Genomic DNA, 18,766 nt, shown 5'->3' with positions numbered 1-18,766 from the left:
GGTGCCCGAGGCCGCCCCGGGGGCAAGGAAGTTGAGCGCTGGAGAACCGGTACCCGCCGCTCCGCATCGCCTGAGCGTCTGCTTTGCTGTCTGCCGTCGGCAGCAACTCACCGGGCGGGGCGATCATGAGCGCAGGCGTGCAGCAAGTGGCGGACGGCACCTATCTGGTGCACGGCAGCAACACCAACTGGGTCATCCTGACCGAGGGCAGCTCCGCCACGCTCGTCGACACCGGCTACCCGGGCGACCGGGAGCAGGTGCTCGCCTCCCTCGCCGAGGTGGGGAGTTCACCGGAGGCGCTCACCGCCGTGCTCGTCACGCACGCCCACAACGACCACCTCGGGTCCGCCGAGTACCTGCGCGCCACCTACGGCACGCCGGTCTACCTGCACCAGGCCGAAGTGCCCCACGCGCGGCGGGAGTTCCTGCACCAGGTCTCCGTCGGGACAGTGCTGAAGAACGGCTGGCGCCCCGGGGTGCTGCCGTGGGCGGTGCACGCGATCCGCGTGGGCGGCACGGCCCACGTACCGGTCGCCTCCCCGCAGCCCTTCCCCGCGCAGGGCGCCCTCGACCTGCCGGGCCGTCCGGTGCCCGTGCACACCCCGGGCCACACCGACGGGCACTGCGCCTTCCACCTCCCCGAACGCGGTGTGGTGATCTCCGGCGACGGTCTGGTGAGCGGCCACCCCACCTCACGGGTCAAGGGCCCCCAACTGCTGCCCGACATGTTCCACCACGAGCGCGCCCGCGCGGTGGCCTCGCTGGACGTGTTCGCGGAGCTGGAGGGCGACGTCCTGGTGCCCGGACACGGCCCGGCCCACCGCGGTCCAGTCCGTGAATCGGCACTTCAGGCCAAGGAGCGCGCGCTCTAAGGTGAGGTGACGATCACCGGCCGGACAAGGACACCGCACCATGGCACTGCAGATCAGCGCGACTAACCCGGAGCACCCCGCGCTCCTGCTCGAACTGCCGTGGCACCTGCCGCTGGAGGAGTGGCCGGAGGAGGTCCTGGTCCCGCTGCCGCGCGGCATATCCCGGCACGTGGTGCGCTACGCCCGGGCCGGCGACGAGGTCATCGCCGTGAAGGAGCTCGCCGAGCGCCCCGCGCTGCGCGAGTACGAGCTGCTGCGCGACCTGGACCGGCTCGGCATACCCGCCGTCGACCCGCTCGCCGTCGTCACCGGGCGCACCGACACCGGGGAGGCCCCGCTGGAGCCGGTGCTGGTCACCCGGCACCTGGGCGGCTCGATGCCGTACCGCTCGATGTTCGAGACGACCATGCGGCCCGCCACCATGCACCGCCTGATGGACGCCCTCGCCGTCCTCCTGGTCCGTCTGCACCTGGCCGGCTTCGCGTGGGGTGACTGCTCGCTGTCCAACACCCTCTTCCGGCGCGACGCGGGCGCCTACGCCGCCTACCTGGTGGACGCCGAGACCGGCGACCTGCATCCGCAGCTCAGCCCCGGGCAGCGGGACTACGACCTCGACCTCGCCCGCGTCAACATCAGTGGCGAGCTGCTCGACCTGGAGGCCTCCGGGGCCCTGCACCCCTCCGTGGACGCCATCGAGTTCGGCATGGAGATCTGCGCGCGCTACGGCAGCCTGTGGGAGGAGCTGACCCGCCGGTCCGTCTACCCGGCGGGCAAGTACCACTACATAGAGCGCCGGATCAGGCGGCTCAACGACCTCGGCTTCGACGTGGCCGAGATGCAGATCGAGCACGCGCCCAACGGCGACTCGGTCACGTTCGTGCCGAAGGTCGTGGACGCGGGCCACCACCAGCGCCAGCTCCTGCGCCTGACAGGCCTGGACACCGAGGAGAACCAGGCCCGGCGGCTGCTCAACGACCTGGAGAGCTGGATGGCCACCCAGGACGACTACGCCCCGGGCGACCCCCTCGGCGCCCGCCCGGAGGTGCTCGCGCACCGCTGGGTACGGGACGTCTTCCGGCCCACGGTGCGGGCCGTACCGCTGGAGATGCGCGGTTCGATGGACCCGGCCGAGATCTACCACGAGCTCCTGGAGCACCGCTGGTACCTGTCCGAGCGGGCCCAGCACGACATCGGGCTGGACACGGCGGTGGACGACTACATCAAGAACATCCTCCCCAAGGCCCGGGAGACGCTCCAGCCCACCCCCGCCACCGCGGACTGACCTCAGACGTGCGGCACCACGGCCACCGGGCAGTCGGCGTGGTGCAGCACCCCGTGCGCGACCGAGCCGATCCGGGCACCCACGGCGGTACGGCGGGCCCGGCGTCCGACGACCATCAACTGGGCCCGCGCGGTCACCGAGAGCAGCACCTGGCCCGCGCTGCCCATCTCCACGTGCTCGACGACCGGCACGTCGGGGAAGCGCTCCCGCCACGGCTGGAGCGCCGAGGCCAGGGCCTTCTTCTCGTACGGCTCCAGGCCGCCGGCCTCGTCGAGGAGCTTCAGCGAGCCGGGGCTGTAGGCGAACACCGGCGGCAGCGTCCAGGCCCGTACGGCACGCACGGTCGCTCCCCGGGCCGCCGCCGTCTCGAACGCGAACCGCAGGACCTTGGCGCTGTCCTCCGGGTCGCCCTCCTGGCCCACGACGATCTCGCGCCCCGCGACCTCCGCGGTGGCCTGGTCCCCGGCACGCACCAGGACCACGGGCCGGGTCGCCTCGGCGATCACCTGCTGGCCCACCGAGCCCAGCAGGAAGCCCACCACCGGGCCGTGCCCGCGCGAGCCCAGGACCAGCAGCTCGGAGTCGGCCGCCGCGGCCACCAGGACGTCGACGCTGCCGCCCTCCACCAGGTCGGTGTCCACGTCGAGCCCGGTGTGCCGTCCGGTGACGGCCCGCACGGCCTCGGCGAGGGCGTCCCGCGCCCAGCCCGCCTGGGTGTCCCGGTCCCCGGCGTCGATCCCCTCGTACGGCTGGAACCGCCAGGCGTGCACCACCCGTAGCGACACGCCCCGCCGGACCGCCTCCCGTGCGGCCCAGCCGAGCGCGGCGAGGCTCTCCTCGGTTCCGTCGATCCCTGCGGTGATCGGGCGGGTCATGCGGGGGCCTCCCTGGTTCGCGGTCACGTGCGTCAGGTCCAGTCTTCACTACGCTTTCCCCATGGCCTTGGAATGGGAGCAAGTCATCGTGGACTCGGCCGATCCCGCCGCCCTCGGGCGCTGGTGGGCCGAGGCGCTGGGCTGGGTCGTGGTCGCGGACGCCCCGGACGAGTTCGAGATCCGCCCCGAGAAGGACCGGACGCCGGGGCTGCTCTTCGTGCCGGTGCCGGAGCCGAAGAGCGTCAAGAACCGGCTCCACCTCGACTTCCGGCCGGACGACCGGGACGCCGAGGTCGCCCGCCTCCTCGCCCTGGGCGCCCGGCACACGGACGTCGGACAGGGCGAGCAGCCCTGGGTGGTGCTCGTGGACCCCGAGGGCAACGAGTTCTGCGTGCTGGGCGAGCGCCGAGCCTGACAACGGCAGGGTCAGCCATACCTGCGCACAGCAGGGCGATCGAACATACGATGGGCGGAACCGGGCCGGTGACCACGGGGGGCGCCGGGCCCCGACCGACCGCCCGGCGTGGGGAGACGCATGGCACAGGCCGCCGAATCGGCGCGGACCGTCATCCTGACCGTGGACGACGACCCGGGGGTCTCCCGTGCCGTCGCCCGCGATCTGCGGCGGCGCTACGGCGAGTCGTACCGGATCGTGCGCGCGGAGTCCGGTGAGTCCGCGCTGGAGGCGCTGCGGGAGCTGAAGCTGCGCGGTGACCTCGTGGCGGTGATCCTGGCCGACTACCGCATGCCGCAGATGAACGGCATCGAGTTCCTCGAACAGGCCCTGGACGTGTACCCGGGCGCCCGCCGCGTGCTGCTCACCGCGTACGCGGACACCAACGCGGCGATCGACGCGATCAACGTCGTCGACCTCGACCACTACCTGCTCAAGCCCTGGGACCCGCCCGAGGAGAAGCTCTACCCGGTCCTGGACGACCTCCTGGAGGCGTGGCGGTGCAGCGACTACCGGCCGGTGCCCGCCACCAAGGTGATCGGGCACCGCTGGTCGGCGCGCTCCTCGGACGTGCGGGAGTTCCTGGCCCGCAACCAGGTGCCGTACCGCTGGTACTCCACGGACGAGCCCGAGGGGCAGCGGCTGCTGGCGGCCGCCGGCCAGGACGGGCAGCGGCTGCCGGTGGTGATCACCCCGGACGGGACTCCCCTGGTCGAGCCGGAGGCACCCGACCTGGCCGCCCACGTCGGTCTCGCCACGACCCCGACGGCCGACTTCTACGACCTCGTCGTCATCGGCGGCGGTCCGGCCGGCCTGGGCGCGGCGGTGTACGGCGCCTCGGAGGGGCTGCGGACCGTGCTGGTGGAGCGGTCGGCGACCGGCGGACAGGCCGGTCAGAGTTCGCGGATCGAGAACTACCTGGGCTTCCCGGACGGTGTGTCGGGCGCCCAGCTCACCGACCGGGCCCGCCGGCAGGCGACGAAGTTCGGGGCCGAGATCCTCACCGCCCGTGAGGTGGCCGGTCTGGAGGTCAACGGCGCGGCCCGCACCGTGCGGTTCTCGGACGGGTCGGCGGTGGCCGCGCACAGCGTGATCCTGGCGACCGGTGTGTCGTACCGGCAGCTGGAGGCGCCCGGCTGCACGGACCTGACCGGGTGCGGGGTGTACTACGGCTCGGCGCTGACCGAGGCGGCCTCCTGCCAGGGTCAGGACATCTACATCGTCGGCGGCGCCAACTCGGCGGGCCAGGCCGCCATGTACCTGTCGCGGGGCGCCAAGTCGGTGACCCTGCTGGTGCGCGGACCCGATCTCGCGGCGTCGATGTCGCACTACCTGATCCAGCAGATCGAGGAGGCGCCCAACATCTCGGTCCGCGCGCGTACCGTCGTCGAGGCCGCGCACGGTTCCGACCACCTGGAGCAGCTCACCCTGCGCGACGTGGACACCGGGGAGACCGAACTCGTCGACGCGCAGTGGATGTTCGTGTTCATCGGCGCGGCCCCGCTCACCGGCTGGCTGGACGGCACGGTGCTGCGGGACGAGCACGGGTTCATCCTGGCCGGACCGGACCTCACCCCCGACGGGCGACCGCCGGCGGACTGGGAGCTGGACCGGCCGCCGTACCACCTGGAGACCAACATTCCGGGCGTGTTCGTCGCGGGCGACGCGCGCGCCGAGTCCGCGAAGCGGGTCGCGTCCGCCGTCGGAGAGGGAGCCATGGCCGTGATGCTCGTCCACCGGTACCTGGAGCAGTCGTGAGCGGGCAGCTGATGCCGTGCAGTCCCACGGAGATAGGGTCGCTGTTCCTGTTCGAGAAGCTGACCCCGGAACAGCTGGGGCAGTTGTGCGCCGCGGGACGGGTCGAGAAGTTCGAACCCGGCCCGGTGTACAACGAGGGCGAGCCCGCCACCTGCTTCTACGTGATGATCGAGGGCACGGTCGTCCTCTCCCGGCGGGTCGGCGGCGACGACATCGAGATCAACCGCACCTCGCAGCGCGGGGTGTACGCGGGCTCCATGCAGGCCTACCTGGGTGACCGGGTGCAGCAGACGTACAACGGCTCCATGCGGGTCACCGAGCCCTCGCGGTTCTTCGTGCTGCCCGCGGAGACGTTCTCGGCGTTCATGCAGGAATGGTTCCCGATGGCCGTCCATCTGCTGGAGGGGCTCTTCTTCGGTTCCAAGAACACCCAGCGGGCCATCGGACAGCGGGAACGGCTGCTGGCGCTCGGCTCGTTGTCGGCCGGTCTCACCCACGAGCTCAACAACCCCGCGGCGGCGGCCGTACGGGCGACCGCGACCCTGCGCGAGCGGGTCGGCAAAATGCGGCACAAGCTGGCCGTCATCGCCCAGGGCTCCTACAGCCCCGAGGTGATGGCGAACCTCATCGACATGCAGGAGCGCACCGCCGAACGGGTCGCCAAGGCGCCGACGTTGAGCCCCCTGGAGGCCTCCGACCGGGAGGACGCCCTCGCCGACTGGCTCGACGACCACGGCATCCAGGAGGGCTGGCGGATCGCGCCCACCTTCGTGCAGGGCGGGCTCGACGTGGACTGGCTCGACCAGGTCGCGGCGACCGTGGGCGAGGAGATCCTGCCGAACGCGATCGGCTGGCTCAACTACACCGTCGAGACCGAGCTGTTGATGGACGAGATCAACGACTCCACGGCCCGCATCTCGCATCTGGTCGACGCGGCCAAGCAGTACTCCCAGCTGGACCGGGCGCCCTACCAGGTGGCCGACGTGCACGAACTCCTCGACAGCACCCTGCTGATGCTGTCGGGGAAGATCGGGCAGCAGATCAAGGTCGTCAAGGAGTACGACCGGACCCTGCCGAGGATCCCGGCCTACCCCGCCGAGCTCAACCAGGTGTGGACGAACCTGATCGACAACGCGGTGCAGGCCATGAACAGCGTGGGCGGGGAAGGGACGTTGACCGTCCGGACCGCCCTCGAGCACGACCGGCTGCTGGTGGAGTTCCGGGACACCGGGCCCGGGGTGCCGCCGGACATCCGCGGGCGCATCTTCGACCCCTTCTTCACCACCAAGCCGGTGGGCGAGGGGACGGGACTCGGGCTCGACATCTCCTGGCGGATCGTGGTCAACAAGCACCACGGGACGCTCCAGGTGGAGTCGTCGCCCGGCGACACCCGCTTCCAGGTGCTGCTTCCGCTGACCGCCGTGGACAACGACTCGACCGAGGAGCCGGAATGACCGACGTCAAGGGGATCGACCCGACCGTGCCGCCCAGCGGGGACGGATGCGTGGAGTGCGACGCGGCGGGCGGATGGTGGTTCCACCTGCGGCGGTGCGCGCAGTGCGGGCACGTGGGGTGCTGCGACTCCTCCCCCGGTCAGCACGCGACCGGGCACTTCCGGGACTCGGGGCATCCTCTGGTGCAGAGCTTCGAGCCCGGTGAGGAGTGGTTCTGGGACTTCGAGACGAACGAGATGTTCGAGGCGGGGCCGGAGTTGGCGGGGCCGGGAAGTCATCCCGAGGGCCAGCCCGCGCCGGGTCCTGAGGGACGGGTGCCGGCGGACTGGGCACGGGTGTTGCGGCGGTGAGCGCCTAGGGACCCGGTGCGGTCCGTCCGACGGCGGGTGCGGGTCGCCTGTGGTTGATCGCGCGGTTCCCCGCGCCCCTGGGTGGCGTGCCAGGATGTATGCGTGTCGCAGATCTCCATCAGTACGCCGATCATCGGGCGGGACGACGAGCTCGCCCGGCTCTCCGGGGTGCTGGGGCGGGCCCGGGCCGGGGAGGCCCGGGCCGTGCTCGTCGCCGGGGACGCCGGGGTCGGCAAGACGCGGTTGCTGGACGAGGTCCGGGGGCGGGCCGCGGCGGCCGGGATGACCGTGCTCGTCGGACACTGCGTCGACCTCGGTGATGTGGGGCTGCCGTACCTTCCCTTCACGGAGGTGCTCGGGGCGATCGCGCAGGACGAGCGGTTCGCCGGTGCTCTCGCCGCGTACCCGGTGGTGGAGCGGCTGCTGGGCGGCGGCTCCGCCGGGGACTCCGGTGGGCGGCTGCGGCTGTTCGAGTCGATCGCCGGGCTGCTCGCCGACCTCTCGGACATCGCTCCCCTGCTGCTCGTCCTGGAGGACCTGCACTGGGCCGATCAGTCCTCCCGGGACCTGCTGCGGTTCCTGCTCAGCCGGGGGATCCTCCAGCGCTCCGCGGGCGGGGCCCCCACGCACCGGCTGGCCGTGCTCGCCTCGTACCGGGCCGACGACCTGCACCGGCGACATCCGCTGCGGCCGCTGCTCGCCGAGCTCGTGCGGCTGCCCGCCGTCGAGCGGCTGGAGTTGCGGCCGATGGCCGACGGCGAGGTGGCCCGACTGGTGCGGGCCCTGCGCGAGGAGCCGATGCCGGACACCACCGTGCGGCGGATCGTCGAGCGGGCCGAGGGCAACGCCTTCTACGCCGAGGAGTTGCTCGCCGCCACCGGCAGCGGACAGGGCGGGGTGCCCAGTGGGCTCGCCGACGTCCTGCTGATCCGGTTCGAGCAGCTCTCCGGCACCGCTCAGCAGGTGCTGCGCACCGCCGCCGTGGCCGGGCGGCGCGTCGAGCACGATCTGCTGCGGGACGCCGTACGCCTGCCCGACGAGGAGCTTGAGGCGGCCCTGCGGGAGGCCGTCGGGCGGCAGCTGCTGGTGCCCGGCGAGGGGGACACGTACGCGTTCCGGCACGCCCTCGCCCGTGAGGCGGTGTACGCCGATCTGCTCCCCGGTGAGCGGGCGCGGCTGCACGGGGCGTTCGCCCGGCTGCTCGACGGGCGGGGACCGCGGGCCGAGAGCGCCGCGGAGCGGGCCCACCACTACCGCGAGAGCCACGACCCCGCCCCCGCGCTCGCCGCCTCCCTGGAGGCCGCGGACCACGCCGAGCGGGTCGGGGCGCCCGCCGAGGAGCTACGGCATCTGGAAGCGGCCCTCGACCTGTGGTCGGCGGTGGAGCCGTCCGCGCGGCCCTCGGGCGAGGGAGTCGACCGGGTCCGGCTGATGCTGCGGGCCTCGTCGGCGGCCGCGCACGCCGGCGAACTGCACCGGGCGGTCTCGCTCACGCGGGCCGCGCTCGCCGGTGTCGGCCAGGAGGCGGACTCCGAACTCGCCGCCCGGGTGCGCTACACGCTCGCCGGGAACCTGATGAGCGTCGACAACCTGAGCGCGGCCTTCGCCTACAGCAGCGAGGCGCTCGCCATGATCCCCGCCGATCCCCCGTCCCGTACCTGGGTGTGGGCCGCGGCCACCCACGTGGTGGCGGCCCGTCAGGTCGGGGAGAACGAGGTCGCGCTGCGGGTCGCCCGGCAGGCCCTCGGCGTCGCCGAGCAGTTGGGCGTGCCGGACGCCCAGGCGGATCTGCTGATCTCCCTGGCCGTCCTGGAGGGCGGCGGCCGCCGTACGCCGGCCGGGCGGGAGCGGTTGCGGCAGGCCCGGGAGCTGGCCCGCGAGGCGTGCAACACGCCGGTGGAGATGCGCGCCCTGTTCAACCTCGCCGTCGGCTGCTTCGAGTCCGGGCACCTCGACGAGTGCCTGCCCTGGCTCACCGAGGGCCTGGACCGGGCCCGTCGCGCCGGGCTGCTGTCGTCGCCGTACCCGATGGAGATGCGCTATCTGCAACTCCTGGTCCTGTACACGTTGGGCCGCTGGGACGAGTGCGTGCGCGCGGCGCACGCCGACGCGGAGGTGCTGCCCGCGACCGGCGGGTACACGATGGCGCCCGCGCTGTACGTGGCGCTCGCGCGCGGCGACTTCCGGGCCACCGACCGGGCCCGGGCGCTGCTGGAGGGGCCGTTCGACTGGATGGCGACGCTGGTCGCGGGCATCGTGCTGACCGACGCGGCGGCGCTGCGGGGTGATCCGGAGGAGGCCGTGGGGCGGGCGCGGGCCACCGTCACGGCGCTGACCGACGACATGGGCACGGCTCCCCACGTCACCGTCCGGCTGGCCGCCCTCGCCCTGTCCGCGGTCGCCGACCGGGCCGCCGATCTGCGTCTCAAGGGTGACCAGGCCGGGGCTCACGGCTGGGCGGGGACCGCGACCGAGCTGGTGGAGCTGGCCAGGACCGCGGCCGTGCACGGGGAGGGCGGCATACCGCAGGGTCCCGAGGGCCAGGCGTGGCTGGCCCGGGCCGAGGCGGAGTGGACCTGGGCCGTGTCGGGGCCGGATGCCGGGGCCTGGGCGAAGGCGGTCGCCGCGTTCGACTTCGGTGACGTGTACGAACCGGCGCGCTGCCGGCTGCGGTACGCCGAGGCGCTGCTCGCGGCCGACCGGCGGGAGGAGGCCGCGGCCGAGGCGCGTGCGGCCCGTGAGGTGTTCGCCCGGCTCGGCGCCACGCCGTTGCTGCAGCGGGTGGACGAGCTGATCCGGCGCGGCAGGCTGAGCGAGGCCCCGCCGGCCGCGTCGCCGCTCACCGCCCGTGAGCAGGACGTGCTGCGGCTGCTGGCCCGGGGCCGCAGCAACCGCCAGATCGGTGAGGAGCTGTTCATCACCGGGAAGACGGCCAGCGTGCACGTCTCCAACATCCTCGCCAAGCTGGGCGCGGCGAGCCGCACCGAGGCCGTGGCCGTCGCCTACCGCGAGGGGCTGATCACCCCGGAGACGACGGCCCGCGGCTGACGGTGCCTCAGCGGCGTGCGCAGTCCAGGCTGTTGAGATCGACGGAGTCCGCCATGGCCTGCATGCCCTTGTCGTTGGGGTGGATGTGGTCCCCGCCGTCGAACACGGGCAGCATCCGCTCGTGGTCGTAGGGGCTGCGCAGGACGCGGTCGAAGTCGCTGACCGCGTCGAACTCGTCGCCGTGGCTCCTGACGAAGTCGTTGACCTCCTGTCGTACGGCCTCGGCGGCGGTGTCCCATTCGGGCCAGCCCTTGAAGGGGGCGATGGTGGAGACGACCACGCACTTGCCGGCGTCGTGGGCCCGGTCGACGATCTCGCGGTAGCCGGAGATCAGGTCCGCGGCGGTGACACCGCTGTGGGCCTTCAGGTCGTTGACGCCTTCGAAGAGGAACACGGTGCGCACGCCCGGCTGCGAGAGCACGTCCCGCTCCAGCCGGTTCAGGGCGCTCGGCCCGGCGCCGTCGGCCAGCACCTTGTTGCCGGAGATCCCCTCGTTGGCCACCCCCTTGACCGTGGTGTGCGCCTTCTGGAGGCGGCGGGCGAGGTAGTCGGGCCAGCGGCGGTTCCGGTCGGTGGTGGACTGCCAGCCGTCGGTGATGGAGTCGCCGAGCGTGACGACGGCTCCGGTGGCCGCGGGCGTCCGCACCGAGACCGCGTCGAGGTAGAACCACGACCCGATGCTCTCGGTCCAGTGGGCGCCGCTCTCCTCGGCGGTGTGGTCGCCCCGGGTGGCGTACGACGTCTGCAAGGCCATCGAGTGGCCGGTGACCGGACCCGCGGCGTCCGGGGTGTGGACGCTGACGACCAGGTTCGATCCGGCGGCCAGCCTGCCGGGCAGCGGGTCGCTGTACACCGTGTCGCCGGGTTCCACGGTGACGGAGGACGAGCCGCCGAAGGTGAGCCGCCGGTTGCTGCCGCGCACCAGCTCGGCGTCCTTCAGTTGCAGGCCGGCGTAGACGCTGTCGAAGGTCACCGGTTGCTGCCCGAACGCGTTGGACAGCCGGATGCGTGCGTCGCGGCCGCCGACGCTGGTGTGGACGACCATGCGGTAGCCCCGGTCGGCGGCCGATTCGCCGATGGCATAGGCGCTCGCGCCCCAGGTGATCACCCCGTCCGGCGGGGTGACGGCGGCCTGTGCGGGGGTGGCCTGGAGGGCCGCGGCCGCGACCGTGACCGCGAGGAGCCGGGCCCAGCGGGCCGTTCGGCGGCTCATCGGCCGAAGCCCTTCAGGGTGACCGTCTCCCCCGGCTTCAACGTCACCGTGCGCGTGCTTCCCGCGTGGGCGACCGTCGTGGTGCGGCCGCCGGTACTGCGGATCCGTGCTTCGGTCGGTTTCCCATCCCGCCAGCGTAGGTCCACGACGAAGCCGCCGCGGGCGTTCGCTCCGCTGAGGGAGCCGGAGGCGGCCCAGGCGTCGGGCAGGGCCGGCAGGAGTTCCAGGTGGCCGGGGCGTGAGTAGAGCAGCATCTCGATCATCGCCGCAGGGGTACCCAAATTCGCGTCGATCTGAAAGATCCCGCGCCCCTGTTCCACCTGGTAGATGTCGAAGAGGTTGAAGGCGGTGCCGTTGCTGCCTCCGCTGGAGGGGCGCAGGTTGTTGAGCACGAGCTGGTAGGCGTTGTCGGCGTTCTTGAGGCGGGCCCAGCACAGGGCGCGCCAGGCGTTGGCCCAGCCGAAGCTCTCCATGCCGCGTGCGGTGAGCAGGGCGGTGGCGCCGTCGACGATCTCGGCCGGGGTGGAGCCGTCGGGGCGGATGCGGTCGCCGGGGAAGAGCCCGACTAGCGGGGACAGGTGGCGGTGGGTGGTCTCGCCGAGGTTGTCGGGGGACATCCACTCCTCCAGCCAGCCGGTGGTGGGGCTGACCTGCGGGAGGTAGAGGCGTTTGCGGAGGCCGGCGATCGTGGCGGCGAAGGCGGTGTCCTTCTTCAGCTCGGCGGCGGCCGCGCAGTAGTTGCCGAACAGGGCCCACACGAGTTCCTGGGCGTAGGTGATGCCCTTGGCGTCGAGGGGGCCGTGCTCGGGCGACCAGTCGCTGTCGACGATCAGGACCTCCCGCGAGGTGCCCGGGAGGGTCGTGGTGAGCAGCCGCGCCTCCCAGAACTCGCAGGCGCCCTTCAGGAGCGGGTAGATCTTCTCCAGGTGGGTGCGGGAGGCGGTGAACTCGTAGTGCTCCCAGAGCGAGTTGCACAGCCAGGCGTTGCCCGCCGGATGCCACCACCAGCCGCCCCCGCCGAAGGGGTTGGTGGAGATGGCGACCGTCCAGCCGGCGTTCTTGCCCGTGGAGTTGCGGTAGCGGTTGCGGGGGTCGTTGAACAGTCTGCGGGTGAGGTCGGTCCAGGACGGGAACTGGGCCACGCAGTAGTCCGTGAACGCGTCGAAGCACTGGGACAGGCCGGCCCGGTCGGTCGCCCAGTAGTTCATCTGGATGTTGATGTCGGTGTGGTAGTCGCCCATCCAGTCGGGGTCGTTGCCGTCGAGCCACAGTCCCTGGAGGGCGAGCGGCAGGCTGCCGCGGGAGGCCGCGATCGTCAGGTAGCGGCCGAACTGGAGGTACTGGGCCTCCAGTTCGGGGTCGGGTGCCCCGTCCGTGGCGCGTGCGCGCAGGCGCTCCCAGGTGTCGAGGGAGCGCTGCTCGGCGGAGGAGGTGCCGAGCGAGAGGTCCAACTGTCCGTACAGGGCGTGGTGGTCGGCCGTGTGGGTGCGCAGCAGGGTGGCCGCCGAGTGGCGGGCGGCCGCACGGACCTTGCCGCGGGCCAGTTTCTGCGGGTCGAGGGAGGGGTCGCGGTAGTGGGCGGCGGCGTCGGGGGTGTAGTTGGTGCCGCCGCTCAGGACGACGGTGAGGTCCCTGCACCCGCGGAAGGCGATGTGCGGGCCGTCGACGCTGACGCTGCCGCCGGAGCCGTACGCCGTGATCGCGGCGCCGTAGCGCAGCCCGTTGGGGAGGGTGGCCCCGAAGGAGACCGCGGCCTCCTCGCCGTGCGTGCCCTCCAGCGTGATCGTGCCGGTGTAGCGGCCTCCCCCGCTCTGGGTGAAGTGCAGGACGATGACGTCGTCGGGGTGGCTGGCGAAGATCTCCCGTCGGTAGGTGACCCCGGAGCGGACGTAGGACGCGGTGTTCACGCCCCGGTCGAGGTCGAGGGTGCGGCGGTAGCCGGAGACGGCGGACAGGTCGTGGTCGGGGATGTCGACGGTGAGCCGGGCCAGCAGGGTGAAGGAGCCGAAGTCCCCTCGCCCGTAGGGGAACTGGCCGTCGGCGTCGAGGGTGTCGTTGAGGCCGCCGGTCCACATCGTGGCGTCGGTGACGAGGAGGAGTTCCCGGCCGGGGTCGTTGCTCACGAGGGCGCCGAGACGGCCGTTGCCGACGGGCAGGCCCTGTTCGATCATCGAGTGCTCGTCGGCGGGGGCCTGCCACCACAGGCGGTGGCGGGCGTCGGTGCCGGGGGCGGAGGAGTGGGCGGGCCGCTGCGGTGCGGCGGTCGCCTTGAAGGCGGGCAGGGCGGCGAGCGCGGCGGTCAGCGCGAGGACACCGCGTCTGGAGGGGGCGGGGGTCATGGCGGCTCCTGGTGGCTCGGTCAGGACTTCGGGACGTCGATCCGGTCGATGTCCGGCGCGTAGCCGGTGCCGCTGTCGAAGGTGATCGTGTTGGCGCCGGCCTTGAGCGTCACGGGCACGTAGACGCTGGCGACGGTTCCCCAGTCGCCGGTGGAGGGGAGCTTGTGCCGGGTGGCGCCGCCGCCGTTCGCGGAGATGTCCACCGAGCGGGCGTCACCGCTGATGTAGGAGACCTTGATCTGGTAGGTGCCCGCCTTGGCGACGATGACGTCGTTGAAGGTCAGCTTGCCGCCGAGGTACAAGTTGCCCACCTTCTTTCCGTCGGAGCAGGCGGAGCAGTCGGCGACGGAGGCGTTGCCGGCGAGGGTGTTGGCGGACGACTCGGCCTCGTAGCCGGTGAGGGCGACCGCGGTGCCGCGCGGGGTGACGGTGAACAGGCGGGAGCCGTGGGCGGGCAGGGCCTGGGTGATCCTGTTCTTGTAGGTGCCGAGGTTCTCGTGGTTCCACAGGTCGCGGACGGAGGCCTTGCCGGTGAAGCCGAGGGCGGTCCAGTCGGCGGTGACGGCGGTGGGGGCGCCGGCGAGGTTGAACAGGGCCACGGTGTAGGTGCCGTCGGTGTTCTTGGCGGCCCAGACCTGCTGCGGGTCGGACGGGGTGACCGGCTGGGCGGGCGGGTTGGGGCCCTGGTCGATCGCGATGACCTCGCGGTTGGTCAGCAGGGAGAGGCCGTAGGAGTCGAGGCGGGTGAGGTCGTCGCCGGTGTAGAGGGGGGACTTGGCGATGGCCCACAGGGTGGCGTAGCTCTGCCGTTCGGCCTTGGTCAGGCCGTCCATCTGTCCGTTGCCGACGTCGAGGGAGTCGAGGTCGTTCCAGCCGCCGGGTCCGGCGTGCCGGGTCCAGGCCGGGGTGTCGTCCCAGCGGTCGTCGACGGAGTTCTCCCAGCTCACGAGGGTGTTGCAGTAGCACTCGACGTCGGTGTCGATGCGCCAGCCCTGCGAGTACTTCTTCCAGTCGGCGGCGTGTCCGATGTCGAGGGACCAGGAGAGTTCGAGGTGGATCGGGCGGCCGGTGTCGGCTATCGCCTGGTGCCAGGCGGCCACGTCGGCAACGTTGTCGTACTGGTCGCCGCTCTTGCCGGAGCCGGGGCCGACGCCGTCGAGCTTGAGGAAGTCGAAGCCCCAGTCGGCGATCATCCGGGCCTGGGAGTCGATGTACTTGCTGGTGCAGGGCTTGGCGAAGTCGAGCTTGTAGGCGCTGTCCCAGCCGTTGGTGGTGCGCAGGTCGTCGTAGACGATGTCGGCGGTGGTGCAGCCGTCGGCGTTCCAGACCGGCGTCCTCCCGTCGCCGTAGGCCCCCTTCTCCAGGCCGGCCGGGAGGTAGATGCCGGCCTTGAGGCCCTTGGCGTGGATGCGGTCGGCGACGGCCTTCATGCCGTGCGGGAAGCGGCCCGGGTCGGGCTTCTGGCGGCCGTACTGGTCGAAGCCGGACTTCCAGGTCTTGTCCATCCACCAGCCGGCGTCGATGTTGACGTACTCGTAGCCGTACTTCTTCAGCTTGGCGGCCAGGGCGTCGGTCTGCTTGAGGACGTTGGCCTCGGTGAGGTAGCTGTAGTCGCCGTCCGGGTTGAGGCCGGGGTACTTGGACGACTGCATGCTCCAACTGGACCAGCCCATGTAGGGCTTGGCGGCGAGCACGGGGGCGGGAGTGTCGGCGGCGTGGGCGGCCTGGGCGGTGGGGACGGCGACCGCGGTGAGGGCGAGCACCAGCAGGGCTCTGGCGGGCATGGCGAAGTACGAGGATGACCGCATGGGTCGTGCCTCCAATGGGGTGCGGGTACTTATCGGCTCGTGTCCGGGCTGATGAAGGACTGGATGGCGGTGGCGGCGGCGCCGCGGGCCCACTCGTCGAAGGGCAGCGGGTGGGTGCGGACGTCGCACTGGGCGGCGGAGCCGAAGGCGGCCGCGACGAAGGCGTCACGGATCTGCTCGGCGAACAGGTCGTAGGCGGCGAGTCCCTCGCCGGAGATGATCACGCGTTCGGGGCCGAGGAGGTTGGCGACGGTGGCGATGCCCCGGCCGATGGCCTCGCCCGCGCGCGCGTACACGTCCCGGGCCCCGGCGACGCCTTTGCGGGCCAGGGCCAGAGCGGCCGCGGCGTCGGGGAGTCGGGCGCCGGTGGCCTCGCGGACCTGCCGGAGGATCGCGGCCTCGCCCGCGATCGCCTCCACGCAGCCGCGGTTGCCGCAGTGGCACAGCGGGCCGGACGGATCGACGGTCACATGGCCGATCTCCCCGGCCACGCCGTGCGCTCCGGCGACCACCCGGCCGTGCACCACCAGACCGCAGCCGATGCCGGCGCCCACGGTGACCACGGCGAAGTCGGACAGGCCGACCCCGGCGCCGAACCACTGCTCGGCGACCGTCAGGGCGCGGACGTCGTTGTCGACGGTGACCGGCAACCCCGTGGTCATGGAGGCGAGTTCGGCGAGCGGAACGTCACGCCACTCCAGGAACGGCGAGTAGCGGACCGTCCCCTCGCTGCGGTCGACGTCCCCGGAGACCGCGATGCCGAGGCCCAGGACCGCGGTCGTGGCCTCGTCCGCCTCGGCGAGGAGCTGCTGGACGACTTCCGCGATGCCCGCGAGCACCGCCTTGGGGTCGCGGTCGGTCAGCGGCAGGTGCCGGGCCGCGCGGATACGGCAGCACAGGTCGGTGAGGACCCCGATGACCTCGCCGCCGGTGACCTTGACGCCGATGAACAGGGCCCGCCCCCCGTCGACCCGTACGAGGTTCGCGGGCCGGCCGAGCGCCGGGCGGGCCTCCTCGTCCACGCCCTCCACCAAGTAGCCGGCCTCGATGAGCGGCCGGACCGCCTTGGTGACCGCGGCCGGGGACAGGCCCACGCGCCGGGCCACCTCCAGTCGGGGCAGGGGCCCCTGGGACAGCACGGTGGTGAACACCTGGGAGGCGGCCGGTGTGTTGACGGGAAACATCTCGGCCGGAGGGGTGGAGCGCATGGCCGGAAACCTAGGGTGATTCTTTTCCGTCGTCAATAAAAGAAGCAGGATTGGCTGTGCGCACCTGAGGAGACTCCTGTGCCGACCGGAGCGGCAAATCATCACTTTTCGCGCTCTTCATGGCGATACTCTCCGCATTCGTACCGGAACTGACGAAGCGACAGGAGTTCAGCCGGATGACAACAGCACGAGTGGTGGTCGGCGCGGTGGCCGGAGCGGTCCTGGTGCCCCTTCTCACGGTCCCCGCCCACGCCGGGCCGGCCCCCGCGCCGGAGGTGGATCTCGCAGGTCTGCGCGGCGTGCTGCGTTCCGCGCAGACCCAGGGCGCGCCGGGGTCCATGGCCCGGATCGACGACGGGGGCAGGGTGTTCCGGGCCGCGGTCGGCGTCGCGGACCGCGGGAGCGGGCGGGCCATCGGCGACGCCGACCGGTTCCGCATCGGCAGCGTCACCAAGATCTTCACCGCCGTCGTACTGCTCCAACTGGTCGACGAGAAGAAGCTGCGCCTGGACGCGCCGGTCAACCGCTATCTGCCCGGCCTCCTGCCGGACGACCGGATCACGGTCCGGCACGTCCTGGGCCACCGCAGCGGCCTGTACGACTACACGAACGACATGTTCGCCCGGACGGTCCCGGGGTTCGAGGCGGTCCGCAAGAAGGTCTTCACCCCCGCGGAACTGGTCAGGCTCTCGCTCGGCCGGCCGCGCACGAACGCGCCGGGCGCCGCGTACTCGTACTCGAACACCAACTTCGTCGTCGCCGGGATGCTCATCGAGAAGCTGACCGGGAACCCGGTACGCACCGAGTACGAGCACCGGATCATCGCTCCGCTGGGGCTGCGCGACACGCTCTACGTGCACCCGGGCACGAAGATCCCCGGCCGGCACGCCCGCGGCTATCTCACCCCGGACCAGGCGGGCGCCCCACTCGTCGACGCGACCGAGCAGACCGTGTCGTGGGCGCAGAGCGCGGGCGCGCTCATCTCCAGCACCCGGGACCTGAACACCTTCCTCTCCGCCCTCCTCGGGGGCCGGCTGACCTCGGCCGCGCAACTGGCGCAGATGGAACGGTGGATGCCGTCGGGAACCGGCCAGGCGTACGGTCTCGGGCTGCGCCGCCGCGATCTGTCGTGCGGGATCTCGGTGTACGGCCACACCGGTGCCGTGCAGGGCTTCTACACGTACGCGTTCGCCTCCAAGGACGGCAGGCGCGCCCTCTCGGCGGTCGCCAACACGTCCAACAACGGCACGGTCCTCAACACCATGCTGCGCACACTGGACTCCGCGTTCTGCGGCAAGACCGTCAAGGCCCTGCCCGGCAAGCCCCCGCGCGGCAAGGCCCCGGTGGAGCGGCACGAGGACGTGGCGCCAGCGCTCACCCGGGACTGAGACCGGCCCGGGAACCCCTGTGCCCCGGTGTCCGTTCTCCCGGCGAGCGACGACATCAGGGCGGCACGATGAGCGAGTTGGTGCCCGGGGGCAATCTGCCCCTCCCCGAGGGGACCGTCACCGTGCGGGTGCCCGGCCCCTTCGACGTGTCCGCGCTCGTCACGGACGAGGGCGGCAAGGTCCGGGGCGACACGGATTTCGTGTTCTACAACCAGCCCTCCGCTCCCGGCGCCCGGCTCCTGGGTGACACGCTGACCGTCGATCCCCGGCGGCTGCGCGCGGGTGCCGCCCGGGTCACGGTCGTCGTCAGCCCGGCCGACCCCGGCGCTCCCCTGGGCCGGCTGCCCGCCCCGGTCCTCCAGGTCACGAGTGCGGGCGGCCGTCCGCTGGCCCGGTTCACGCCTCCGCGGCCACGGCAGGAGACCGTGCTGCTGCTCGCGGAGATCTACCGGCGGGGCGACGGCTGGAAGCTGCGGGCGCTCGGACAGGGGTACACGGACGGACTGGCCGGGCTGGCGCGGGACTTCGGGGTGGACGTGGTGGACGACCCGGCGTCGGGGGCGGTGCCTTCGGCGCCGGCGCGGGCCGCCGTGCCGTCCGCGTCACCCCCGGGCACCGCGCCCGCCGCGTGGCGTACGGCCGCCGCGCCTTCAGGGGCGGCGACGGCCTCGGGGACACACCCCGCTCCCGCCCTGCGGGCCGCACCGGGGCTCCACC

At 72.4% G+C, this 18,766-nt stretch carries 14 protein-coding genes; 9 read left to right on the top strand and 5 right to left on the bottom strand.

Features of this window, described 5'->3' with window-relative positions; all coding sequences use genetic code 11:
- Positions 1 to 125 precede the first annotated feature (125 nt).
- A complete protein-coding gene (locus AOJ26_RS33690) occupies positions 126 to 872 on the top strand; it encodes an MBL fold metallo-hydrolase (protein ID WP_053852178.1) in 747 nt (248 codons plus the stop codon).
- Positions 873 to 912: 40 nt separating this feature from the next.
- Positions 913 to 2,154 carry a DUF4032 domain-containing protein gene (locus AOJ26_RS33685; RefSeq protein ID WP_053852164.1) on the top strand — a complete coding sequence of 414 codons (1,242 nt, stop codon included), beginning with the start codon at positions 913 to 915 and terminating at the stop codon, positions 2,152 to 2,154.
- Positions 2,155 to 2,156: 2 nt separating this feature from the next.
- Here the strand turns inward: AOJ26_RS33685 and AOJ26_RS33680 are convergent, their stop codons facing one another.
- Positions 2,157 to 3,029 (bottom strand): universal stress protein, encoded by an 873-nt coding sequence (locus AOJ26_RS33680; protein ID WP_053852163.1) that lies wholly within the window; start codon positions 3,027 to 3,029, stop codon positions 2,157 to 2,159.
- A gap of 61 nt (positions 3,030 to 3,090) precedes the next feature.
- Between AOJ26_RS33680 and AOJ26_RS33675 the strand changes: the two genes are divergently transcribed.
- The 5 genes from AOJ26_RS33675 (at position 3,091) to AOJ26_RS33655 (ending at position 10,093) form a co-directional block, all read left to right on the top strand.
- The gene (locus tag AOJ26_RS33675; RefSeq protein ID WP_053852162.1) at positions 3,091 to 3,444 is read left to right on the top strand and encodes a VOC family protein; all 354 of its coding nucleotides are present in this window, start codon (positions 3,091 to 3,093) and stop codon (positions 3,442 to 3,444) included.
- Positions 3,445 to 3,564: 120 nt separating this feature from the next.
- Positions 3,565 to 5,241 (top strand): FAD-dependent oxidoreductase, encoded by a 1,677-nt coding sequence (locus AOJ26_RS33670; RefSeq protein WP_053852161.1) that lies wholly within the window; start codon positions 3,565 to 3,567, stop codon positions 5,239 to 5,241.
- A complete protein-coding gene (locus AOJ26_RS33665) occupies positions 5,238 to 6,695 on the top strand; it encodes an ATP-binding protein (RefSeq protein WP_053852160.1) in 1,458 nt (485 codons plus the stop codon). The genes AOJ26_RS33670 and AOJ26_RS33665 overlap by 4 nt, the downstream gene beginning before the upstream one ends.
- Positions 6,692 to 7,045 carry a UBP-type zinc finger domain-containing protein gene (locus AOJ26_RS33660; RefSeq protein WP_053852159.1) on the top strand — a complete coding sequence of 118 codons (354 nt, stop codon included), beginning with the start codon at positions 6,692 to 6,694 and terminating at the stop codon, positions 7,043 to 7,045. Before AOJ26_RS33665 ends, AOJ26_RS33660 begins: the two co-directional genes overlap by 4 nt.
- 102 nt (positions 7,046 to 7,147) lie before the next feature.
- Positions 7,148 to 10,093 carry a helix-turn-helix transcriptional regulator gene (locus AOJ26_RS33655; protein ID WP_053852158.1) on the top strand — a complete coding sequence of 982 codons (2,946 nt, stop codon included), beginning with the start codon at positions 7,148 to 7,150 and terminating at the stop codon, positions 10,091 to 10,093.
- Between the two features lie 7 nt (positions 10,094 to 10,100).
- On the opposite strand, the gene AOJ26_RS33650 is transcribed toward AOJ26_RS33655, so the two are convergent.
- From AOJ26_RS33650 to AOJ26_RS33635, 4 genes are read right to left on the bottom strand one after another with little or no spacing between them, the layout of a single operon-like run.
- Positions 10,101 to 11,306, bottom strand: coding sequence for an SGNH/GDSL hydrolase family protein (locus AOJ26_RS33650; protein WP_053852157.1), 1,206 nt, complete (start codon positions 11,304 to 11,306; stop codon positions 10,101 to 10,103).
- Positions 11,303 to 13,645: a glycosyl hydrolase family 95 catalytic domain-containing protein gene (locus AOJ26_RS33645; RefSeq protein WP_053852156.1), complete on the bottom strand. Its 2,343-nt coding sequence runs from the start codon at positions 13,643 to 13,645 to the stop codon at positions 11,303 to 11,305. The genes AOJ26_RS33650 and AOJ26_RS33645 overlap by 4 nt, the downstream gene beginning before the upstream one ends.
- A gap of 20 nt (positions 13,646 to 13,665) precedes the next feature.
- Positions 13,666 to 15,453 (bottom strand): alpha-galactosidase D, encoded by a 1,788-nt coding sequence (locus AOJ26_RS33640; protein WP_053852155.1) that lies wholly within the window; start codon positions 15,451 to 15,453, stop codon positions 13,666 to 13,668.
- Positions 15,454 to 15,482: 29 nt separating this feature from the next.
- On the bottom strand, positions 15,483 to 16,661 hold the full coding sequence (locus AOJ26_RS33635; protein WP_053852154.1) for an ROK family transcriptional regulator: 1,179 nt from the start codon (positions 16,659 to 16,661) through the stop codon (positions 15,483 to 15,485).
- 176 nt (positions 16,662 to 16,837) lie between these two features.
- Between AOJ26_RS33635 and AOJ26_RS33630 the strand changes: the two genes are divergently transcribed.
- Positions 16,838 to 18,049, top strand: a complete 1,212-nt coding sequence (locus AOJ26_RS33630; RefSeq protein WP_179200285.1) for a serine hydrolase domain-containing protein — start codon at positions 16,838 to 16,840, stop codon at positions 18,047 to 18,049.
- Between the two features lie 68 nt (positions 18,050 to 18,117).
- Positions 18,118 to 18,766 (top strand): TerD family protein (locus AOJ26_RS33625; RefSeq protein ID WP_143663557.1); only part of this gene is annotated, 649 nt, incomplete at its 3' end.

The sequence above is a fragment of the Streptomyces sp. NRRL B-24085 genome (assembly GCF_001282115.1).
Lineage (GTDB): Bacteria > Actinomycetota > Actinomycetes > Streptomycetales > Streptomycetaceae > Streptomyces.
The sequence above is the reverse complement of the archived record's forward strand: the minus strand, read 5'-3'. Positions and strand labels throughout refer to the sequence as shown.